This is a genomic window from Chitinophaga sp. H8, assembly GCF_040567655.1.
In the GTDB taxonomy this organism is placed as follows: Bacteria; Bacteroidota; Bacteroidia; order Chitinophagales; family Chitinophagaceae; genus Chitinophaga; species Chitinophaga defluvii.
The window spans coordinates 1518912-1537504 of the sequence record NZ_JBEXAC010000002.1; the positions used below are offsets into that span (position 1 = coordinate 1518912).

The 18593-nt window shown below is 43.3% G+C and carries 16 protein-coding genes; 12 read left to right on the forward strand and 4 right to left on the reverse strand.

What is annotated here, in order from left to right:
* Nucleotides 1-42: 42 nt before the first annotated feature.
* The 9 genes from ABR189_RS20070 (at nt 43) to ABR189_RS20110 (ending at nt 7344) form a co-directional block, all read left to right on the forward strand.
* Nucleotides 43-837, forward strand: a complete 795-nt coding sequence (locus ABR189_RS20070) for a segregation and condensation protein A (protein ID WP_354662260.1) — start codon at nt 43-45, stop codon at nt 835-837.
* Entirely contained in the window at nt 827-1723 is an 897-nt protein-coding gene (locus ABR189_RS20075; protein ID WP_354662261.1) for a helix-turn-helix domain-containing protein, read from the forward strand. The genes ABR189_RS20070 and ABR189_RS20075 overlap by 11 nt, the downstream gene beginning before the upstream one ends.
* A gap of 94 nt (nt 1724-1817) precedes the next feature.
* Nucleotides 1818-2693 (forward strand): pirin family protein, encoded by an 876-nt coding sequence (locus ABR189_RS20080; protein WP_354662262.1) that lies wholly within the window; start codon nt 1818-1820, stop codon nt 2691-2693.
* Nucleotides 2694-2727: 34 nt separating this feature from the next.
* On the forward strand, nt 2728-3252 hold the full coding sequence (locus tag ABR189_RS20085) for a YceI family protein (RefSeq protein WP_354662263.1): 525 nt from the start codon (nt 2728-2730) through the stop codon (nt 3250-3252).
* Between the two features lie 332 nt (nt 3253-3584).
* Nucleotides 3585-3998 carry an OsmC family protein gene (locus ABR189_RS20090; RefSeq protein WP_354662264.1) on the forward strand — a complete coding sequence of 138 codons (414 nt, stop codon included), beginning with the start codon at nt 3585-3587 and terminating at the stop codon, nt 3996-3998.
* Between the two features lie 95 nt (nt 3999-4093).
* Nucleotides 4094-4810, forward strand: a complete 717-nt coding sequence (locus ABR189_RS20095) for a pirin family protein (RefSeq protein WP_354662265.1) — start codon at nt 4094-4096, stop codon at nt 4808-4810.
* A gap of 137 nt (nt 4811-4947) precedes the next feature.
* On the forward strand, nt 4948-6027 hold the full coding sequence (locus ABR189_RS20100; RefSeq protein ID WP_354662266.1) for a mechanosensitive ion channel family protein: 1080 nt from the start codon (nt 4948-4950) through the stop codon (nt 6025-6027).
* A 45-nt stretch (nt 6028-6072) separates the two neighbouring features.
* Nucleotides 6073-6807 carry an HAD family hydrolase gene (locus ABR189_RS20105; RefSeq protein ID WP_354662267.1) on the forward strand — a complete coding sequence of 245 codons (735 nt, stop codon included), beginning with the start codon at nt 6073-6075 and terminating at the stop codon, nt 6805-6807.
* Between the two features lie 156 nt (nt 6808-6963).
* Nucleotides 6964-7344 (forward strand): hypothetical protein, encoded by a 381-nt coding sequence (locus ABR189_RS20110; protein ID WP_354662268.1) that lies wholly within the window; start codon nt 6964-6966, stop codon nt 7342-7344.
* A 35-nt stretch (nt 7345-7379) separates the two neighbouring features.
* Here the strand turns inward: ABR189_RS20110 and ABR189_RS20115 are convergent, their stop codons facing one another.
* The 3 genes from ABR189_RS20115 to dxs all read right to left on the reverse strand — a co-directional run bounded on the left by ABR189_RS20115 (nt 7380) and on the right by dxs (nt 11719).
* Nucleotides 7380-8558: a PAS domain S-box protein gene (locus ABR189_RS20115; RefSeq protein ID WP_354662269.1), complete on the reverse strand. Its 1179-nt coding sequence runs from the start codon at nt 8556-8558 to the stop codon at nt 7380-7382.
* 93 nt (nt 8559-8651) lie between these two features.
* The gene (locus ABR189_RS20120) at nt 8652-9707 is read right to left on the reverse strand and encodes a flavin reductase family protein (protein WP_354662270.1); all 1056 of its coding nucleotides are present in this window, start codon (nt 9705-9707) and stop codon (nt 8652-8654) included.
* A gap of 86 nt (nt 9708-9793) precedes the next feature.
* A complete protein-coding gene (gene dxs / locus ABR189_RS20125; protein WP_354662271.1) occupies nt 9794-11719 on the reverse strand; it encodes a 1-deoxy-D-xylulose-5-phosphate synthase in 1926 nt (641 codons plus the stop codon).
* Nucleotides 11720-12012: 293 nt separating this feature from the next.
* On the opposite strand from dxs, the gene ABR189_RS20130 reads away from it, so the two are divergent.
* Together ABR189_RS20130 and ABR189_RS20135 are read left to right on the forward strand one after the other, a co-directional pair.
* Nucleotides 12013-13047, forward strand: coding sequence for a sensor histidine kinase (locus tag ABR189_RS20130; protein ID WP_354662272.1), 1035 nt, complete (start codon nt 12013-12015; stop codon nt 13045-13047).
* A gap of 85 nt (nt 13048-13132) precedes the next feature.
* Entirely contained in the window at nt 13133-13861 is a 729-nt protein-coding gene (locus ABR189_RS20135; protein ID WP_354662273.1) for a LytR/AlgR family response regulator transcription factor, read from the forward strand.
* 150 nt (nt 13862-14011) lie between these two features.
* Here ABR189_RS20135 and ABR189_RS20140 read toward each other — a convergent pair whose 3' ends face one another.
* The gene (locus ABR189_RS20140) at nt 14012-14767 is read right to left on the reverse strand and encodes a phosphoglycerol geranylgeranyltransferase (protein WP_354662274.1); all 756 of its coding nucleotides are present in this window, start codon (nt 14765-14767) and stop codon (nt 14012-14014) included.
* Between the two features lie 335 nt (nt 14768-15102).
* Between ABR189_RS20140 and ABR189_RS20145 the strand changes: the two genes are divergently transcribed.
* On the forward strand, nt 15103-18432 hold the full coding sequence (locus ABR189_RS20145) for a vitamin B12-dependent ribonucleotide reductase (RefSeq protein ID WP_354662275.1): 3330 nt from the start codon (nt 15103-15105) through the stop codon (nt 18430-18432).
* Nucleotides 18433-18593 lie beyond the last annotated feature (161 nt).

Sequence of the window (18593 nt, forward strand, 5' to 3'; positions counted from 1 at the left end):
AGTTGGTGATGCCAGCTTAAATAATCCTAATCTACTTAATCAGTGAGCGAACAACAGCCGATATACAAAATAACATTACCGCAGTTTGAAGGTCCTTTTGACCTGTTGCTGTTTTTTATAGAACGCGACGAACTGGATATCTACAACATTCCCATCACTACCATTACCAACGATTTCCTGGATTATATACACCATATAGAATCCCTGAATATAGAACTGGCTAGTGAGTTTATCCTGTTTGTATCCACGTTGATGCGTATTAAGGCTAAAATGCTGATACCGCGTAAGGAAGTGGATGAGCAGGGTAATGAAATAGATCCCCGTCTGGAACTGATAGATAAGATTCTGGAATATAAGCGCTACAAACAGGCCGCAGCAGAACTTGCCGAAAAAGAGGCGGAACGGATGCTCCAGATAAAAAGGGGGAATATTGCACGGGAACTTACCATTATCGGGGAAGTGACCAGCGAGGGAACAGAAGTACAGACCCTTACCTTGTTTAAGCTGACCAAAACCTTTGAAAAGGTGATGCAGCGGATGAAAGAGCGGGATAATAAGCCCCAGCACGTGGTGTACAAATACGACTATACCATGGAAGGAGCACGTGAATACATGATTGACCTGGCAAGGGAAGAAAAGACCCTGGCCTTTGAAAAGATATTTGACCATTGTAAAGACCGGGTACATGCCATTTTTCTCTTCCTGAGTATGCTGGAGTTGGTTCAGATGAAGTATTTAGGTATCATGGTAGGAGAAGGCAGAAATAATTTTATTATTGATTATATAGACCCTTCTGAAAGGGAGGAAGAAGTAGCAGGCGTGTTTGATGGCAGATAAACGTAACCATATAGAAATGGTATCCTTACCGGCATATGCACATGCTGCTCCCGGTTTTGTGGTATCCGGCCTTTGCGAACTGGGAGAAGACTTCTTCGAATGTAATACTGCTCCCCACCGGCACGATTTTTACACTATTTATTGGATCAAAAAGGGGAAACTGGTGCATACCATTGATACGGTTACGCACGAGGTGAAAAAGAATACCCTGTTTTTCCTCGCCCCGGGGCAAGTACATAAAATGACCTTCAGCGAAAAGGTGGAAGGTTATATGATCGCTTTTCAGGATGCATTTATGTGCCTGAAAGACCAGTCGCAGGTATCGGGTATTAACTCCGGCTTGTTCTTTAATAACCAGTTCAGCAGTGTCATTACCCTGGATAGTGAACAGGAAAAGGATTTTGAAGCATTGGTGATAATGATGATGAAAGAGCTGGCATTACGCGAACCTGATTACGAAACAGCCGTACATGGATTACTAAGGTATTTCCTGGTACTGGCATCCCGTATTAAAGGCAACAGTGTTATCATCACCCCTGAACAGCATGTAGCCCATAACAGCTCTATATTTCTCAGGTTTAAGAATCTGATAGAAGAAAAATATAAGGAACTGAAGAATGTTTCTGATTATGCTGATCTGCTACACATCAAGCCGGTACTATTGAATGAAATCAGTAAACAATTGTCCGGCATTACAGCAGGAGAACATATCCGCAACCGGATCATACTGGAAGCCCAGCGTTACTTATTTAATACAGACCTTTCCGCTAAAGAAATAGCTTACGACCTCGGATTTGATGATCCCCACTATTTTAGCCGCTTTTTTAAGAAATACACAAATCAAAGCCCTTCTGAATTTAAGGAGCTTTCCCGTACAGGGGTATAAAACCACAAAAAATAGTCCATCACTTACTATGTTTTATCCATTCCATTTAGATGTTGTAACATGTAATTTTGTGTTGTAATCAGGAGGATAACACATGAAAAACAACATAAAACAAGTAAAAGAGGTATTTAAAGCACCCAGTCCTCATCTGGTAGGTGATGGATTCCGGGTACAGAATCTTTTCCCTAATGGTAACAGGCTGGGAAAAAGGTTAAGTCCGTTCTTTTTACTGGATTATGCGGCTCCGGCTTACTTTCCACCAGTTACCCGGCCTCGTGGGGTAGATCAACACCCTCATCGTGGTTTTGAAACGGTGACTGTAGTATACCAGGGGGAACTGACACACCGGGACTCTGCCGGTAATTCCGGAACTATATCAGCTGGTGATGTGCAATGGATGACCGCAGCTTCCGGTATTGTACATGAAGAAAAACATACAGAAGCATTTAGTAGAAAAGGAGGCACTATAGAAATGGCCCAGCTGTGGGTAAATCTGCCGAGCGCGCACAAAATGTCTAAACCAGGGTATCAAACCCTGTTAAAGGATCAGATTCCTGTGGTGAGTATCGGAGAAGGAAGCCATGTAAGGGTAATTGCTGGTGATTTTAATGGCAATAAAGGCCCTGCAAGTACTTTCTCGCCAGTAAACCTGTGGGATGTGCAGCTTAAAGCTGGACAAAGTGTTACGCTTCCTTTGCCGGATAAATACAATACCGGTATAGTAGTTACCCATGGAAAAGCCAGCTTCAACAATACACATACTGTTGGATCAATAGAGATGGTTTTGTTTGATACTGATGGTGATCATGTAACGGTAACGGCCATATCTGATACAACTTTACTGGTACTGAATGGCGAGGCGATTGATGAGCCTATATTTTCTTATGGTCCTTTTGTGATGAATACACAGGAAGAAATTACTGCTGCTATCAATGATTATAATGAAGGCAGAATGGGATATATAAAATAAAAAAACATTCACTTAACTAATAAACTAATAAAAAATGACAACCTGGAAAATTGATCCTTCACACAGTGATGTATTATTTAAGGTAAAACACCTGATGATCACTACCGTAACCGGCCAGTTCAGCAGTTTTGATGGTACTATGCAAACTGCCGGTGATGATTTTTCAAATGCTAATATCAGCTTCAGTGCTGATGTAGATAGCATTTCTACTAAAAATGAACAACGTGACCAGCACCTGAAAGCTGATGATTTCTTTGCTGCAGCGCAATATCCTAAGCTGACCTTTGTTTCTAAGGAAGTAAAGAAGCTGGATGAAGAAAACTATAAACTGATTGGTGATCTTACTATCCGTGATCATACACGTACTGTTGAACTAAGTGTGGAATACGGCGGTACGATGGTAGATCCTTATGGACAAACCAAGGCTGGTTTTGAACTGAGTGGTAAGATTAATCGTAAGGACTTTGGTTTAACGTTTACTGCTACTACTGAAACCGGTGGTATTGTACTGAGTGATGAAGTGAAATTACTAGCCAGTGTACAATTGGTGAAACAATAATAAACGGGTCTGACGGCTTATGAGATGCCGTAAGGTGAAGATAAAAGGGTAACAGTGGGACCTGGCAACGTGAAAGCATGAAAACAAAAGATAGGTGTAATTTTTAGCATAGAGGAGAAGAAATAGGTTTTTGTACGCTTTAGTTAAGGTGAAGCAGGAAACTGCCAGGAGGATGTAAAGCCGGACAATATATATTGTCCGGCTTTTTTATTACAATACATGAACTTATTGTTAAAGCGAAACTGTCAGATAGAATAGGTATAGCACATCCAGGAAAAAAATAGTACTTTCATTATCCGCAATCCATTTTTCACATTTCAAAATAATTAAGCATGAAAAGATCTGCATCTGCCAACTGGCAGGGAACCGGTAAAGAAGGTAAAGGAACCGTTAGTACACAAACGGGCGTGTTAAGTAATACCCCTTATTCTTTTACCAGCCGCTTTGAAGATGGTGCCGGTACTAATCCGGAAGAATTAATTGCTGCCGCACATGCGGGTTGTTTTACCATGAAACTGAGCTTTGTAATCAGTGCTGCGGGTCTTACACCTGGTAACATTGACACCAGCTGCACTATTACTTTTGAGAATGGTGCTATTACAGAAAGTCACCTGGTTGTAAAGGCAAGTGTACCAGGATTGGACAGCGCTAAATTTGCTGAAATGGCAGCAGATGCTAAGGCTAATTGTCCGATATCAAAGCTGTTGAATACCAACATCACGATGGAAGCAGCGCTGGTTAGCTAAAATTAGTCCATCCTTTTTTACATTCGATCCATTGATATGCACGGCTTGTTATACGAACTTTGTGTAACAAACAATAAAATAACAAGGAGTGCAATATGAAAAAAGTAATTCACCGTGCAGATAGCCGCGGATATGCTAATCACAACTGGTTACAAAGCTATCATACATTTAGTTTTGCGGGGTATTATAACCCTGAGCGTATTCATTTTGGTGCATTGCGTGTACTGAATGATGATGTGGTAAAGGGTGGTATGGGCTTTGGCGCGCACCCGCATGATAATATGGAAATTGTATCTATTCCATTAAGAGGAGAGCTGGAGCACAAGGATTCTACCGGCCGCAATGAGATTATTCATCAGCATGATGTACAGATCATGAGTGCGGGTAGCGGTATTCAGCACTCTGAATATAATGCATCTAAAACGGAGCCTGTCAATTTCCTGCAAATATGGGTATTCCCTAAACTGCGGGATATTACTCCCCGTTATCAGCAACAAGCTTTTAATCCTGCAGATCGTAATAATAAACTGCAGGTAGTGGTATCTCCGGAGCAGGATAGCGGTGTGTTGTGGATTAATCAGGATGCCTGGTTCTCTTTAGGTAAATTTGATGCAGGTGAAAAATTAAGTCTTACACCTAAGATGAAAGACCAGGGAAGTTACCTGTTTTTGTTGGATGGAGAATTGCAGGTAGGTGATGAAATACTCACTAAAAGAGATGCCATCGGGCTCTCTGATTTTGAAAAAATTGATGTCACTGTGTTAAAACCGGCAGAGTTTTTGTTGATAGATGTACCTATGAATCTATCATAATATGATTCTTCACTTATATATATGAGTAAACGCAGTGTGGTAGTGCTATACGTACCTGCATCATAATAAGATAACATACTTTTTACACGAGATCAGCCATAATGGCTGATCTTTTGTATTCATACAAAAAACGGATGATGATGGAAATATTACAGCAAAACTATTTGGGCAACACCGTACAAGCGTACATGATAGCGGGAGGCATATTTATATTTTGTATGCTGATTATTTTATTGTTCAAACGTATCTTATTACAAAGATTAAAGGTATGGGCGGCTTCAACGCAGGGAAAGATTGATGATTTTCTGATTAATGGTGTAGAACGTTCACTTTTGCCATTACTGTATGTAGGTGCTTTTTATGCTGCAATCAGTAATTTAACGCTAACGGCTAAACTAAATAAAGCGGTAGATATAGTTTTTTCTATCGCGGTTACTTATTTTATAGTACGTGTTATTACTGCCACCTTACGGTTTCTGCTTACCAGTTATTTGTCGAAGAAGGAAAACGGGGAAGAAAAAGGCAGGCAGGTTACAGGGATTATGCTGATTATATCGGCTGTAATATGGGTATTGGGTATTTTGTTTTTGCTGGACAACTGGGGCGTGGATGTGACAGCATTGGTAGCAGGATTGGGGATCGGAGGTATTGCTATAGCCCTGGCGGCACAAACTATCCTGGGGGATCTGTTTAGTTACTTTGTTATATTTTTTGACCGTCCTTTCGAAATTGGTGATTTTATTATTGTGCAGGATAAGCTGGGAACAGTGGAGTATATAGGCATTAAGACCACCCGCTTAAGAAGCCTGGGAGGAGAACAACTGGTGTTTTCCAATACAGACCTGACCAATTCCCGTGTACATAATTACAAGCGTATGGAGCGCAGACGTATTGTGTTTAACTTTACCGTTCCCTATCATACGCCACGGGAAAAACTGGCTGCTATACCTGGTATGGTGCGTACGGTGATTGAACAGCAGAAAGACAAAGCCCGGTTTGACAGGATACATTTTTCTGGTATAGGCCCTTCCAATTATGCTTTTGAAGGGGTATATATTGTATTGACAGGTGATTACAACAAGTATATGGATGTGCAGCAGGCGGTGTATCTGGGCATCTGTGAGGCATTTGAAAAAAATGCTATTAGCTTTGGTAATCCAGCACAAACGTTGCACCTGCAGGATAAAATAAAGATTGTGCAGGCAGTTGAAAATTAAGTGACAGGCAGATCATTATTCAAGTAAACAGAAGATCGTTATAAAATGATGCTATTAGCTACAGACCTGGATGGTACTTTTTTAGGCGGAAGTGAAGAAGACAGGCATTGCCTGTACAGCCTTATCAGAGAGCAGGAGCAGATAAGATTGGTATTTGTAACAGGCCGGGGAGTTGAAAGTGTAACTGCCTTATTGAATGAAGGTGTAATCCCACATCCGGAATATATTATTTGTGATGTGGGAGGTACTATTTTGCATGGCAACACATTGGAGCCTGTAACTGCAGTACAGATGAATATAGCTGCTATCTGGCCCGGAGGAGACCGGGTGCGGGAAAGCATGAAGGATATTGCGGGGCTACGGTACCAGGAGGTATATCAGCAGCATCGCTGTTCTTTTTTCTATGATGCTTCTACAGATGTGAATGCAGTGAGGGCAGTAGCCACAGCATTGTCATGCGATGTAGTACAATCTGCCGGAAAATACTTGGATGTATTACCTAAAGGAGTGAATAAGGGAGCTACCTTGAAGCAGTTAATACAATTGATTGATTATCCGGCAGATAGTATATTGGTGGCAGGCGATACGATGAATGACAGTACCCTCTATGATGCTGGTTATAAAGGTGTAGTTGTAGGAGCGGCAGAGCCGGAGTTGCTGGCATATACTGCAGGTAAATCACATGTTATGCAGGCAAATATTGCGGGTGCAGGAGGGATTATAGAGGCGATGCAGCACTTTCCCGAATTTTGCAGATATATAGCAGGAACAGGGAAATAAGGGCAAAAATTGGTAGTGCGGGCAGCATTAAAAAAGATTGTAACTTAGAATAACGATAGTACTTCAAACGAGATTGCAACAATGGATAGGGAAGATTTAGCCTGGCAATGATGGATATCACTATTGATCATCATTAAACTGCAAAATCATAACACCATGGAGAGTCCAACACAAACTTCAGATCTGCAGGAGCAGATAAATACCTGGAAAACCGAAGTAAATACAGTAAGAGAAGATCTGCAAATGATGCGGGAAAGGTTAGCTCAGCTCGCATTCAGTAAAACCAACGCTACCATAATGGCCCAGGTGGAACACTTCCAGAACCGGTTTATCCGCCAGGCCGAAGTAGCGGATGAAATGTACCACGACCTTAAACAATCCTCCAAAAAGATTTCAGCAAACGGCCAGCTACACGTGATTCATGATGATCGTCCTGTAGATGATTATGATACGCTGCAGGAACGTATGGAAACATTCCAGAAACTTTTTGAAGAGCTGAAAACGGATTTTAATCACTTTATACCTGCCTGCCAGTAATTGGGTGGGTAAAGTAGCAGGATTGTGGTAAAGCATTACTCAAGCTGCTTTACCCGGTGGTCTATTTTGTGGATGATTTCGTCCAGTTGTGTGGTGGATATCTTTAGCCAGTCCATCAGTTGGCCGTTTAATGCCTTGTCTGTATTACTCTTGTCAAACAGATCTGTAATACTCAGAATAGATACCACCGGTCTTCTTACCTCATGCGAAATAATCCAGGCTATCTGGCGCAGCGCCTGGTTTTGCTCTTCCAGCTGGTGTACAAACTTTTTACGTTCTGTAACATCCGTGATGATGGCTACAAATTTTTCAATTTCATTTTTTTCATTGAGCACAGGAGATACATCTACCCTTACCCAGAAGGGGTGCCCGTTTTTATGATAAGTAAGCAGCTCACTTGTAAAGGCTTCTTTCTTTTGCATCAGCTCTTCTATTCCACTGAGTGTAGATGCATCTGCATGATCTCCCAATAAAAAGTGCCGGGGTCTTTTACCCAGTATTTCTTCCATTGTAAATCCAAACTGGGCAATAAAGCCTTCATTCACCCATTCTATTTCCTGGTAGGCATTAGTAATAAGCACTGCATTTTTTGTTTTACTTGCTACCAGGGAAAGTTTATTTATTTCCTGTTGCTGCAGTGCCTGCAGTTCTTTTGTCCTCCGGTTTGCTTGTATCTGTGCATCAATATCTTTGGCCATAATAATGCGCACTTCCTTACCATAGTATTTACCGGAATGCGCGTATATCTCTACATAAAAATTTTCTCCGTTCTTTTTGCGGTGTTTCCATTTACCCCGGTATTCTACGCCATCACATTTTAGCCGGATATTTTCCATCAGTTGTGCTATCTCCGTTTCGTCCCTGATATCTGTGATAGTAAGATTTAAGAACTCCTTTTTACTATATCCGTATTTATCTATAGCAGCCTGATTAACGGACAGGAACTTTAAAGTACTCTTTTCGTATATCCATATTGGAATAGGATGGTGCTTAAACAATTGTTCATATTGCCGGTATCTGTAGGTTTTCTGAAACAGCAGGTAAATGAGGAGTATGGAGATAATGATAAATGCTATATCAAAGATAACAACGGGCAGGCGGTAGTTGGAATCTGGGCTAATATGGGCCATCTGCCGTATTGAGTAGTGCCCGCTCACCCATATTGCTGCAAATAACAGACAGATATAGGTGATCCTCAATGGGGTATGGCGCATTGCTACAATTTTGCAGAATTTAGGTTAAAAAACAAAAATGGACAAATAACTTTATGCTGTAATGATTGATAATAATATGTGCATTATGATTAATTACAATTCAATAGTAGCCTGCTCACTGGTTACATAGCCTACACAGGTAAGAATAAATCCCTGGGTTATTTCCTTGTCGGTTAGTACTTCATTTACTGCCATCCATACCTTTCCTTCCGTGCATTTGGCAGTACAGGAACCGCATACCCCACCTTTACAGCTGTAAGGTAGTGCAAGACCTTGCTGCTGTGCACTGCTAAGGATATTCTGGTTACCAGGAATATGTAACAGGTGTTCCTGCTGATGGAAATGAATACGTACCTGTCTGGGGGTACTGTCTTTCGGAACAGGGGTTTTAGCAATTCTGGCATCTGTATTTACCACAAAGTTTTCCTTATGCAGTTGTTCTTGTGTGAAGCCCATGAAGATCAGCGTAAGTGTGATCATACGCATATAATCTGGTGGGCCGCAAAGGAAGAATTGCGCATCTGCCGGGTTATGCTGCATTTGTGCCCGGACCATTGGCTCCAGCAAAATATTGCTGAGGCGGCGGTATGGGTTGGAAGGCAGGGGTTCATTACTGAAATAGTAAAGACAGGTAAGCTGTGCGCCAAATTTTTCTTGCAGTTGCTGTATCTGTTCGTAAAAGATAGTTCTTGCGATATCCGTACTGCTGTAAACGAGTATAATCTGTGCAGTGGGCTCACGATACAGCAGGTGTTTTAGCAGGGAAAACAAGGGGGTGATACCGCTACCGGCAGCAAAGAGGAATATGTCCCTTGGTTGACGGGCAATATTATCCAGCGTAAACCGGCCACTTGGCAGCAGGGTGGTAATGATATCGCCTGCTTTCCAGGTACGCAGGATATGCCGGGATATTTCCCCGTTTTCCTTTTCACGTACTGTCACAGACATATATGGATCAATACCGGGGGTAGAGCTGAAAGAATAGGAACGGCGGTATTCAGTGCCGTGCAGTTGTATTACGAAAGTCAGGAATTGTCCTGGCTGGTAAACGACTGGTTGTGCAGTAGTGTTTTCCAGTTGATAAGTGAGCGTACCAGGCGCTTCCTTAATAACTTTTATTATCCTTAGTTGAAGAAACAGATCAGCCATTATATTATATACAAATGATTAGGCTTATAAAAGGAACGCCTGACGCGTTCCGTGTCAGGCGTTCCTTTTATAAGTGCGCGGTATTTTTATGCGATTACAGTTATTTTACTTTTGAGCATTTCCCTGGCAGTACGAGCAATACCGGCAGCATCGTAACCACATTCGCGGTACAGTTCTTCCGGTTTACCATGTTCAATGATCCTGTCAGGAATACCCAGCATTTTTATTTGCGCAGTATAGTTATGTGCTGCCATAAATTCGAGTACAGCACTACCGAATCCACCCTGAACAGCCCCGTCTTCTACCGTGATCACTTTGTTGAATTTGCTGAACACTTCGTGCAGCATTGCTTCATCCAGCGGTTTGGTAAAACGCATATCATAATGCGCAGGTTGCAGGTCATCATTAGCCAGTTCTTTGCAGGCTTCCACGACAAAGTTGCCCGGATGTCCGAAAGAGAGGATAGCCACATCTTTTCCATCCCGTATTTTACGACCGGTACCGGGCTTTATTTCACGGAAGGGCGTACGCCATTCGGGCATTACACCTTGTCCCCTTGGGTATCTGATCACAAAAGGTTGTTGGTTGGAAGGCAGCTGGGCTGTATACATGAGGTTGCGTAATTCTTCCTCATTCATCGGAGCACTCACAATTACATTCGGAATGCTGCGCATGTAAGCGATATCATATGCACCGTGGTGGGTAGGGCCGTCCTCTCCTACCAGTCCTGCCCGGTCCAGGCAAAAAACTACCGGCAGTTGCTGGATAGCTACATCATGTACTGCCTGGTCAAAAGCCCGCTGCATGAAGGAAGAGTAAATGGTGCAGAACACGCGCATACCCTGGGTAGCCAGTCCGGCCGAAAGGGTCACGGCATGTTGTTCGCAAATACCCACATCAAAAGCGCGGTCGGGCATTTTTTCCATCATGAATTTCAGGGAAGAACCGGAAGGCATGGCGGGGGTGATCCCCATTATCTTGTCGTTCTGTTCAGCCAGTTCAATGATGGTATGTCCGAATACGTCCTGATATTTTGGAGGCTGAGGTTTTTCCACCTGCTTTTTGAATATTTCGCCGGTGATTTTGTCAAACAGCCCTGGTGCATGCCAGGTGGTCTGATCCTTTTCTGCCAGTGCATAGCCTTTACCTTTGGTGGTAACGATATGCAGCAGTTTAGGGCCTGGAATGTCTTTCAGATCCTGGAGGGTATCTGTCAGTTTGGTGATATTATGGCCATCTATAGGGCCAAAATAGCGCAGTTTAAGTGCTTCAAACAGGTTGCTGGAGCGGGATACCACCCCTTTCAGGCTGGCTTCCAGCTTGGAGGCCATTTCTCTGGTAAACCGTTTGCCTACGGGCAATTTGCCGAGGAGGTGCCATACATCGTCCCGGATCTTATTATAAGTAGGCGATGTGGTAATATCGGTAAGATATTCTTTCAGTGCACCTACATTGGGATCAATAGACATGCAGTTATCGTTCAGGATAATCAGCACATTGGCATTGGCCACACCAGCATGGTTAAGTGCTTCGAAGGCCATACCGGCTGTCATGGCGCCATCACCGATCACAGCAATATGCTGCCGGTCAAATTCTCCTTTATAGTGGGAGGCCATGGCCATCCCCAGTGCCGCAGAGATAGAAGTAGAGGAATGCCCTACGCCAAAAGTATCATAGGGGCTTTCATCCCTTTTAGGGAAGCCGCTAAGCCCTTTGTATTTACGGTTGGTTGGAAAAGCCTCCCTACGGCCCGTCAATATTTTATGGCCATAGGCCTGGTGGCCTACATCCCATACCAACTGGTCATAAGGTGTATTGAACACATAATGTAATGCCACCGTCAGCTCTATCACACCCAGGCTGGCAGCGAAATGACCGCCATGTACACTCACTACATCAATAATGTACTGCCGCAGTTCTTCACACACCTGGTGTAGTTGCTCTTTGCTCAGTTTGCGCAAATCGGAGGGGTATGCTATCTGGCCCAACAATTGACCTGCCGTAATATTCATATCTGGCTCAGGGTTTTAATGGTCAAAAATACTGCATAATTATTAAATAGCTGGTTTTTTAACGATTGGCTTTTGGCTATCAGCTGATACCAGGCAGCTTATGCCTTGTTAAAACAGGAAAAATTAACATATTTAAGTGAATCTGATGGTTTGGGGCACCCGTCAAAAACCTCCGGCTATTTCCTATCTTTCCATTTATCCGGTCTTTAGCACCATTGATAACATTTACGTTCAGACGGGCAGGGCCATATGGTATTTTTGAATTATAGCAGAAGTTTCCTAATTTAAGATGAATGTTTAAACATATATCAAAATATTGGTGGTGTCAGGCAATGGGGTGGATGGCATATTTTGGTGGAACTATTTACTTTTCCTATGCTATAGAAGGTAAATTGAGTGGGCTGCTGATTGTAAACCTATTGATTTTCATAGCTGTCGGGATCGTTTCTACACATTTGCTCCGTGGAATCATCAACACACACAACTGGTTATTATTTAGTTTTGAGAAGCAGGTGTTGTTGTTTCTGGCGTTGGTATTAAGTACGGGGATTATCCTATACCTGGGGTCTGCTTCTATTACGAATCTGCTACGGGAGCCCGGTGGGAAGAAGACCCTTTCGGAAAGGTCAGTGCTGGAAATTATGAGTACTTCCCTGCTATCCGGGATCTGGTGGCTCATTTACTTCATCTGGCACTACATCGCCCGGAATCAGAATACAGAGGTGGATAAGCTCAAGCTGGAGTCTACTGTAAAGGAGTTGGAGCTGAAAACGATTAAGTCGCAGCTGAACCCACATTTTATCTTTAATGCATTGAACAGTATACGGGCGTTGGTGGATGAAAATCCGCAGCGTGCGCGTACCGCTATTACAGAGCTGTCCAACATCCTGCGTAGCTCCATGCAGGCAGAAAAGGTAGAAATGGTGAGTCTGGAAAATGAGTTAAACATTGTAAAGGATTACCTGGCTTTAGAACATATCCGGTTTGAGGAGCGTTTAAAAGTACAGTATGATATAGAACAGGATACGCTGGGATTGCCTATTCCGCCAATGATGTTACAAACATTGGTGGAAAATGCCATTAAACATGGTATTTCGCGGCAGGTAAACGGAGGGGTGGTCAGGATTACCTCGCGGATGAAAGAATTACAGCACGAAATTACCATTGAAAATACCGGTCAGATCGGAGAGCACATGAATGAGGATGGATTTGGATTACAGAGTACCCGCCAACGTTTGAGCTTGTTATTTGGTAAGCGGGCATCTTTTGATATTCATAATATGAATGAGCAAACAGTGGAGGCAAAAGTATTGATGCCGCTGTTTTAAGCGCAAACCGGAAGAGCACCGTGGACATAATCATGAAAAATAATCGTAAAAATAAATTTATCATCAACCAAACTTCACATTGCCAATGAAAAAAGCATTGATAATAGATGATGAGCGCCTTGCCCGGAGTGAACTGAAAAAACTACTGGCAGACCATCCGGAGATTGTGATAGTAGGTGAAGCGGTGAATGCCAAGGATGGTATTGAGAAAATCGAGACTTTACATCCTGACTTGCTTTTCCTGGATATTCAGATGCCGGATAAAACGGGATTTGACCTGCTTGCAGAACTGGAAAAAACACCGCAGGTAATTTTCACCACTGCATATGATGAATATGCGTTGAAGGCATTTGAGTATAATGCGCTGGATTACCTGTTAAAGCCTATTGAACCTAAGCGGCTGGCAGATGCGATTCACAAATTGCATCAGCAGGACGAAAAGGAGCGGCTGGCAGCAGCCGGGGGCATGCGTACCACTTTGTCGGAAATGGACCAGGTGTTTGTAAAGGACGGTGATCGCTGCTGGTTTGTAAAATTGCAGGAAATCCGCCTGTTTGAAAGTGTGGGCAATTATGCACGGGTGTATTTTGAGGGGAATAAACCATTGATTCTGAAGTCACTCAATGCACTGGAAGAAAGACTGGATGAAAGGACTTTTTTCCGGGCCAACCGCAAGCATATTGTCAATCTACGGATGATTGAAAAAATTGATACGTACTTTAATGGCGGATTATTACTGGAGATGAGAGGTGGAGAAAAGATTGAGGTAAGTCGCCGGCAGGCCGTTAAGTTCAAGGAAATGATGAGCCTGTAAGGGGCTGATATTGAGATGGTTAGCCGTAAGCAGTGAGTTTATGGCTAACCACAAACGAAAAGGTATCTGTACAGAAATATCCTTAGAAATCACCTCCCCTGCCATTTTCAGCAGGTAAAATGGGGAAAATGGCTCTGGTAAGTCACTGAATTATGCATTAACGGGTACAGAATGTACCGCGTCTGCGATCTCCTTGATCAGAGAAAGGTCTTTTTCAATCGCGTTGCCAACTACAATGATATCGGCTCCGGCTTTACAATTGAGGTAAGCTTTTTCAGCATCTTTGATTCCTCCCCCTACGATAATAGGTATTTCCACCATGCTGGATACCCGGCTGATCATGCTTTCAGTAATGGGTTTACGGGCACCACTGCCGGCATCCATAAAAATCACTTTCATACCCAGCATTTCGCCTGCCATGGCCGTACAAAGTGCGATATCGTCTTTATCCGCAGGAATGGGAGAAGCATTACTAATATAAGATACAGTAGTAGGGGCACCACCGTCTATCACCATATAACCGGTAGAAATCACTTCCAGACCGCTTTTTTTCACTACCGCAGCAGATACCACATGCTGACCGATCAGTAATTCCGGATTTCTGCCGGAAATGAGTGACAGGTAGAGCAGGGAATCTGCAAAAGGGGAAACCTGTGAGGGGCTTCCGGGAAATAATATAACAGGAATGTCACAACAGCTTTTCAGTTGTTGCACACATTCATCCAGATGTTGGGTAATCACAAGACTCCCTCCCAAAAAGATGTAATCCACCTTGGCAGCAGTGCATTTTGCGGCCACATCAACGATTCCAGCAGGTGTTACCTTGTCCGGATCAATCAGAACTGCGAATGATTTTACACCTTTTGCCTTTCTTTCGATAATGGAATTGTATATTTTTTTATACATTAATTTGCATTGTTCCGGTTGTCGCAAATGTATAAATTTTTTGGTAATAAGTCACATTGTTAAATAAATATGCATGTGATCCATTTTTCATTCGTGAATTCCATGATATTGACCTTGTTATATGACACGGTTATTTAATAACTATGAAGGGGGCCAATGGCTCCTTTTTTGCCTCATTTTGTTAGTTCAATTTTCATACCCGTTCTCCTGAAATGTTTGCGCAATTATCCACAAACTGTGTATAATAAAAGTGGTACAACAGACGTATAAAATTTTACTTTAGTGGCCACACCCGCAATTAAATCTTTTTGTCTAATCCTCGAAAAATCTTGGGCATGAAAAATCCAGTCAATAAGCAAGGCGGCCTCGCATTTTCCCGCCAGTTTACTAAAGAAGGTGTTAGTCCTTATGAGCAATTTGAATATGAGTTACGTTCGTCGGTGATCCGTAATCCGGGAGGGGATGTGGTGTTTGAGATGAACAATGTGGAGGTGCCTAAAGCATGGTCGCAGATAGCCACAGATATACTTGCCCAAAAATATTTCCGGAAAGCCGGCGTACCCCAGGAAGATGGTTCTCTTGGAAGAGAAACTTCCGTAAAACAGGTGGTGCACCGGATGGCCAATTGTTGGAGAGCATGGGGAGAACGATATAATTATTTTGCTTCTGCAAAAGATGCACAGGTATTTTATGAGGAGTTGTCTTATTGTATGCTGAACCAGGCCTGTGTACCTAATTCCCCACAATGGTTCAATTCGGGATTGTACGAGAGTTATGGCATTAAAGGGAAGCCACAGGGGCACTACTATGTAGACCCCAAAAGCGGCCAGCTGGAAAAATCTACTTCGGCCTATGAACGTCCGCAACCACATGCCTGTTTTATATTAAGTGTAAATGATGACCTGGTAAACGATGGTGGTATTATGGACCTTTGGATGCGGGAAGCGCGCATCTTCAAATACGGATCGGGCGTTGGTACCAACTTCTCCCATATCCGCGGGGAAGGTGAAAAGCTGAGTGGTGGCGGCACTTCCAGTGGATTGATGAGTTTCCTGAAAATCGGGGACCGCGCAGCAGGCGCTATTAAATCAGGTGGTACTACCCGCCGGGCTGCTAAAATGGTATGCCTGGACCTGGACCATCCGGAAGTGATGGACTTTATTAACTGGAAGGTAGAAGAGGAAAAGAAAGTAGGTGCTCTCATCGCAGCAGGTTATTCATCCGACTATGAAGGGGAAGCTTATCGCACCGTATCTGGTCAGAACTCCAATAATTCCGTTCGTATTCCTAACAGTTTCTTCCATCGCCTGGAAGAAGACGGCGAATGGGAACTGAAAGCCCGTACTAATGGTAAAACCATGAAAACGGTAAAGGCGAAAGAATTGTGGGATCAGATTTCCTACGCAGCCTGGCGTTGTGCAGATCCGGGTACCCAATATGATACTACTATTAATGAGTGGCATACCTGCCCACAGGGCGGGCGTATCAATGCCTCCAATCCTTGTTCGGAGTATATGTTCCTGGACAATACCGCCTGTAATCTGGCATCTGTGAACCTGCGGCAGTTTTTCCGGGAAGAAGATAATTCTTTTGATGTGAGCGGCTTTGAGTATACCGTTCGCCTGTGGACCGTTGTACTGGAAGTATCTGTACTGATGGCACAGTTCCCTTCAAAAGAAGTAGCACAGCTGAGCTATGAATACCGTACACTGGGCCTTGGGTTTGCGAACCTGGGTTCTATGCTGATGGTAAGCGGTATTGCTTATGACAGTGAAGAAGCAAGAGGGATAGCAGGTGCTATTACCGCCATTATGACCGGTGTAGCCTATAAGACCTCTGCAGAGATGGCAGCACATCTGGGAGCTTTCCCACGGTACGCAGATAATAAGGAAGATATGCTGCGGGTGATGCGTAATCACCGGGCTGCAGCTTATGATGCCGCAGAAGCCTACGAGGGGATCGAAATAAAACCACAGGGTATTAATGCCCGCTATTGCCCGGATTATTTGCTCAAGGCAGCCACCAAAGCATGGGATGATGCGGTTAAAATGGGTGAAAAACATGGTTACCGTAATGCGCAGGCAACGGTAATTGCACCTACCGGCACTATCGGTCTGGTAATGGATTGTGATACTACCGGTGTAGAACCTGACTTTGCGCTGGTGAAGTTTAAGAAACTTTCCGGAGGTGGTTATTTCAAGATCATCAACCAGAGTATCCCTACTGCATTAAAGAACCTGGGGTACAATGCGCATGAGATGAAAGCAATTGTGGATTATGCCAAAGGAACCGGCAGCTTTGCAGGAGCGCCTTATATTAATCATCAGACGCTGAGCGAAAAAGGATTTATTGCAGAAGAGCTGAAAAAGCTGGATGCTGCAGTAGCCTCTTCCTTTGATATTTCTTTTGTATTTAACGTATATACATTAGGGGAAGAGTGTTTGCAACGTCTGGGCTTCCAGCCGGAGCAATACTTCAGCATGGAATTCAGTTTACTCCATGCATTGGGCTTCAGCGACGATCAGATGGATGCCGCCAATGATTATGTATGTGGTACTATGACGGTAGAAGGCGCCCCTTACCTGAAAGAAGAGCACCTGCCTGTATTTGACTGTGCTAATAAATGCGGTAAGAAAGGAGAACGTTATATCCACGCACATGGTCATATCCGCATGATGGCAGCTACACAGCCATTTATTTCCGGTGCTATCTCCAAAACGATCAACCTGCCTAATGAGGCTACAGTAGAAGAAATTGCAGATGCCTATAAATTGAGCTGGGAATTGGGATTAAAAGCGTGTGCACTGTACCGTGATGGTTCCAAACTGAGCCAGCCGCTGAGTAATAAGAGTGATAAAAAGAAAAAAGCAGATGCCAGTACAGAGGCTGCTGCTACAGAGCAAACCCAGATTATTGACCTGAATGAGCTGACCATTGATGAATTGCTGGAAGAAGTGAACAAGCGTATGCTGGCCAGTCCGGATACTACTTTAATGCGGCAGTTGTCGCGCATTGTGGAAAGAAAGAGTTTACCTGCCAAGCGCGGCGGCTTTACACAAAAAGCGAAGGTAGGCGGACAAGCAATTTTCCTGCGTACGGGAGAATACAATGATGGTACACTGGGAGAAATATTTATTGACCTGGCAAAAGAAGGATCTACTTTGCGCAGTTTGATGAACTGCTTTGCCATCGCAGTGTCTGTAGGATTACAGTATGGGGTGCCACTCAGTGAATTTGTAGACAAATTTGTGTTTACACGCTTTGAGCCTGCCGGTATGGTGGATCATCCTAACATTAAATCTGCCACATCGTTAATTGATTATATTTTCAGGGTGCTGGGATATGAATACTTGGGCCGCACTGATCTGGTGCATATATTGGATGCACCTGGTAATACCGGAGAAGAGGAGGAAGATGAAGAAGTTATCAAGCCAACGTTATCAAACGTACGTGTAACAGTTTTGACAGGAGGTAATACCAGCGCGGCTTCCAAGCCAGTGAAACAACAACCGGTTGCAGCGCATAACAGTGAAAATAGTACACAGGATTACATGCGTAGTATGCAAAGTGATGCACCAGCCTGCAACACTTGTGGTCATATTACTGTACGTTCCGGCACTTGTTATAAATGCCTGAACTGTGGTAACAGCATGGGTTGTAGCTGATAATAATATCATTCCTGATTGCGTTTTTGCCGTTGCGGCATTTGCGTTAATCAATTGATACTCTTGTTAATGATTTGTTATTGTGCCTCTAAAATTTCAAAGAAAAATAACGTGCCCTTACATTTGTATTCAAATAGGGTTTTCATAGGATAGTAACAAAT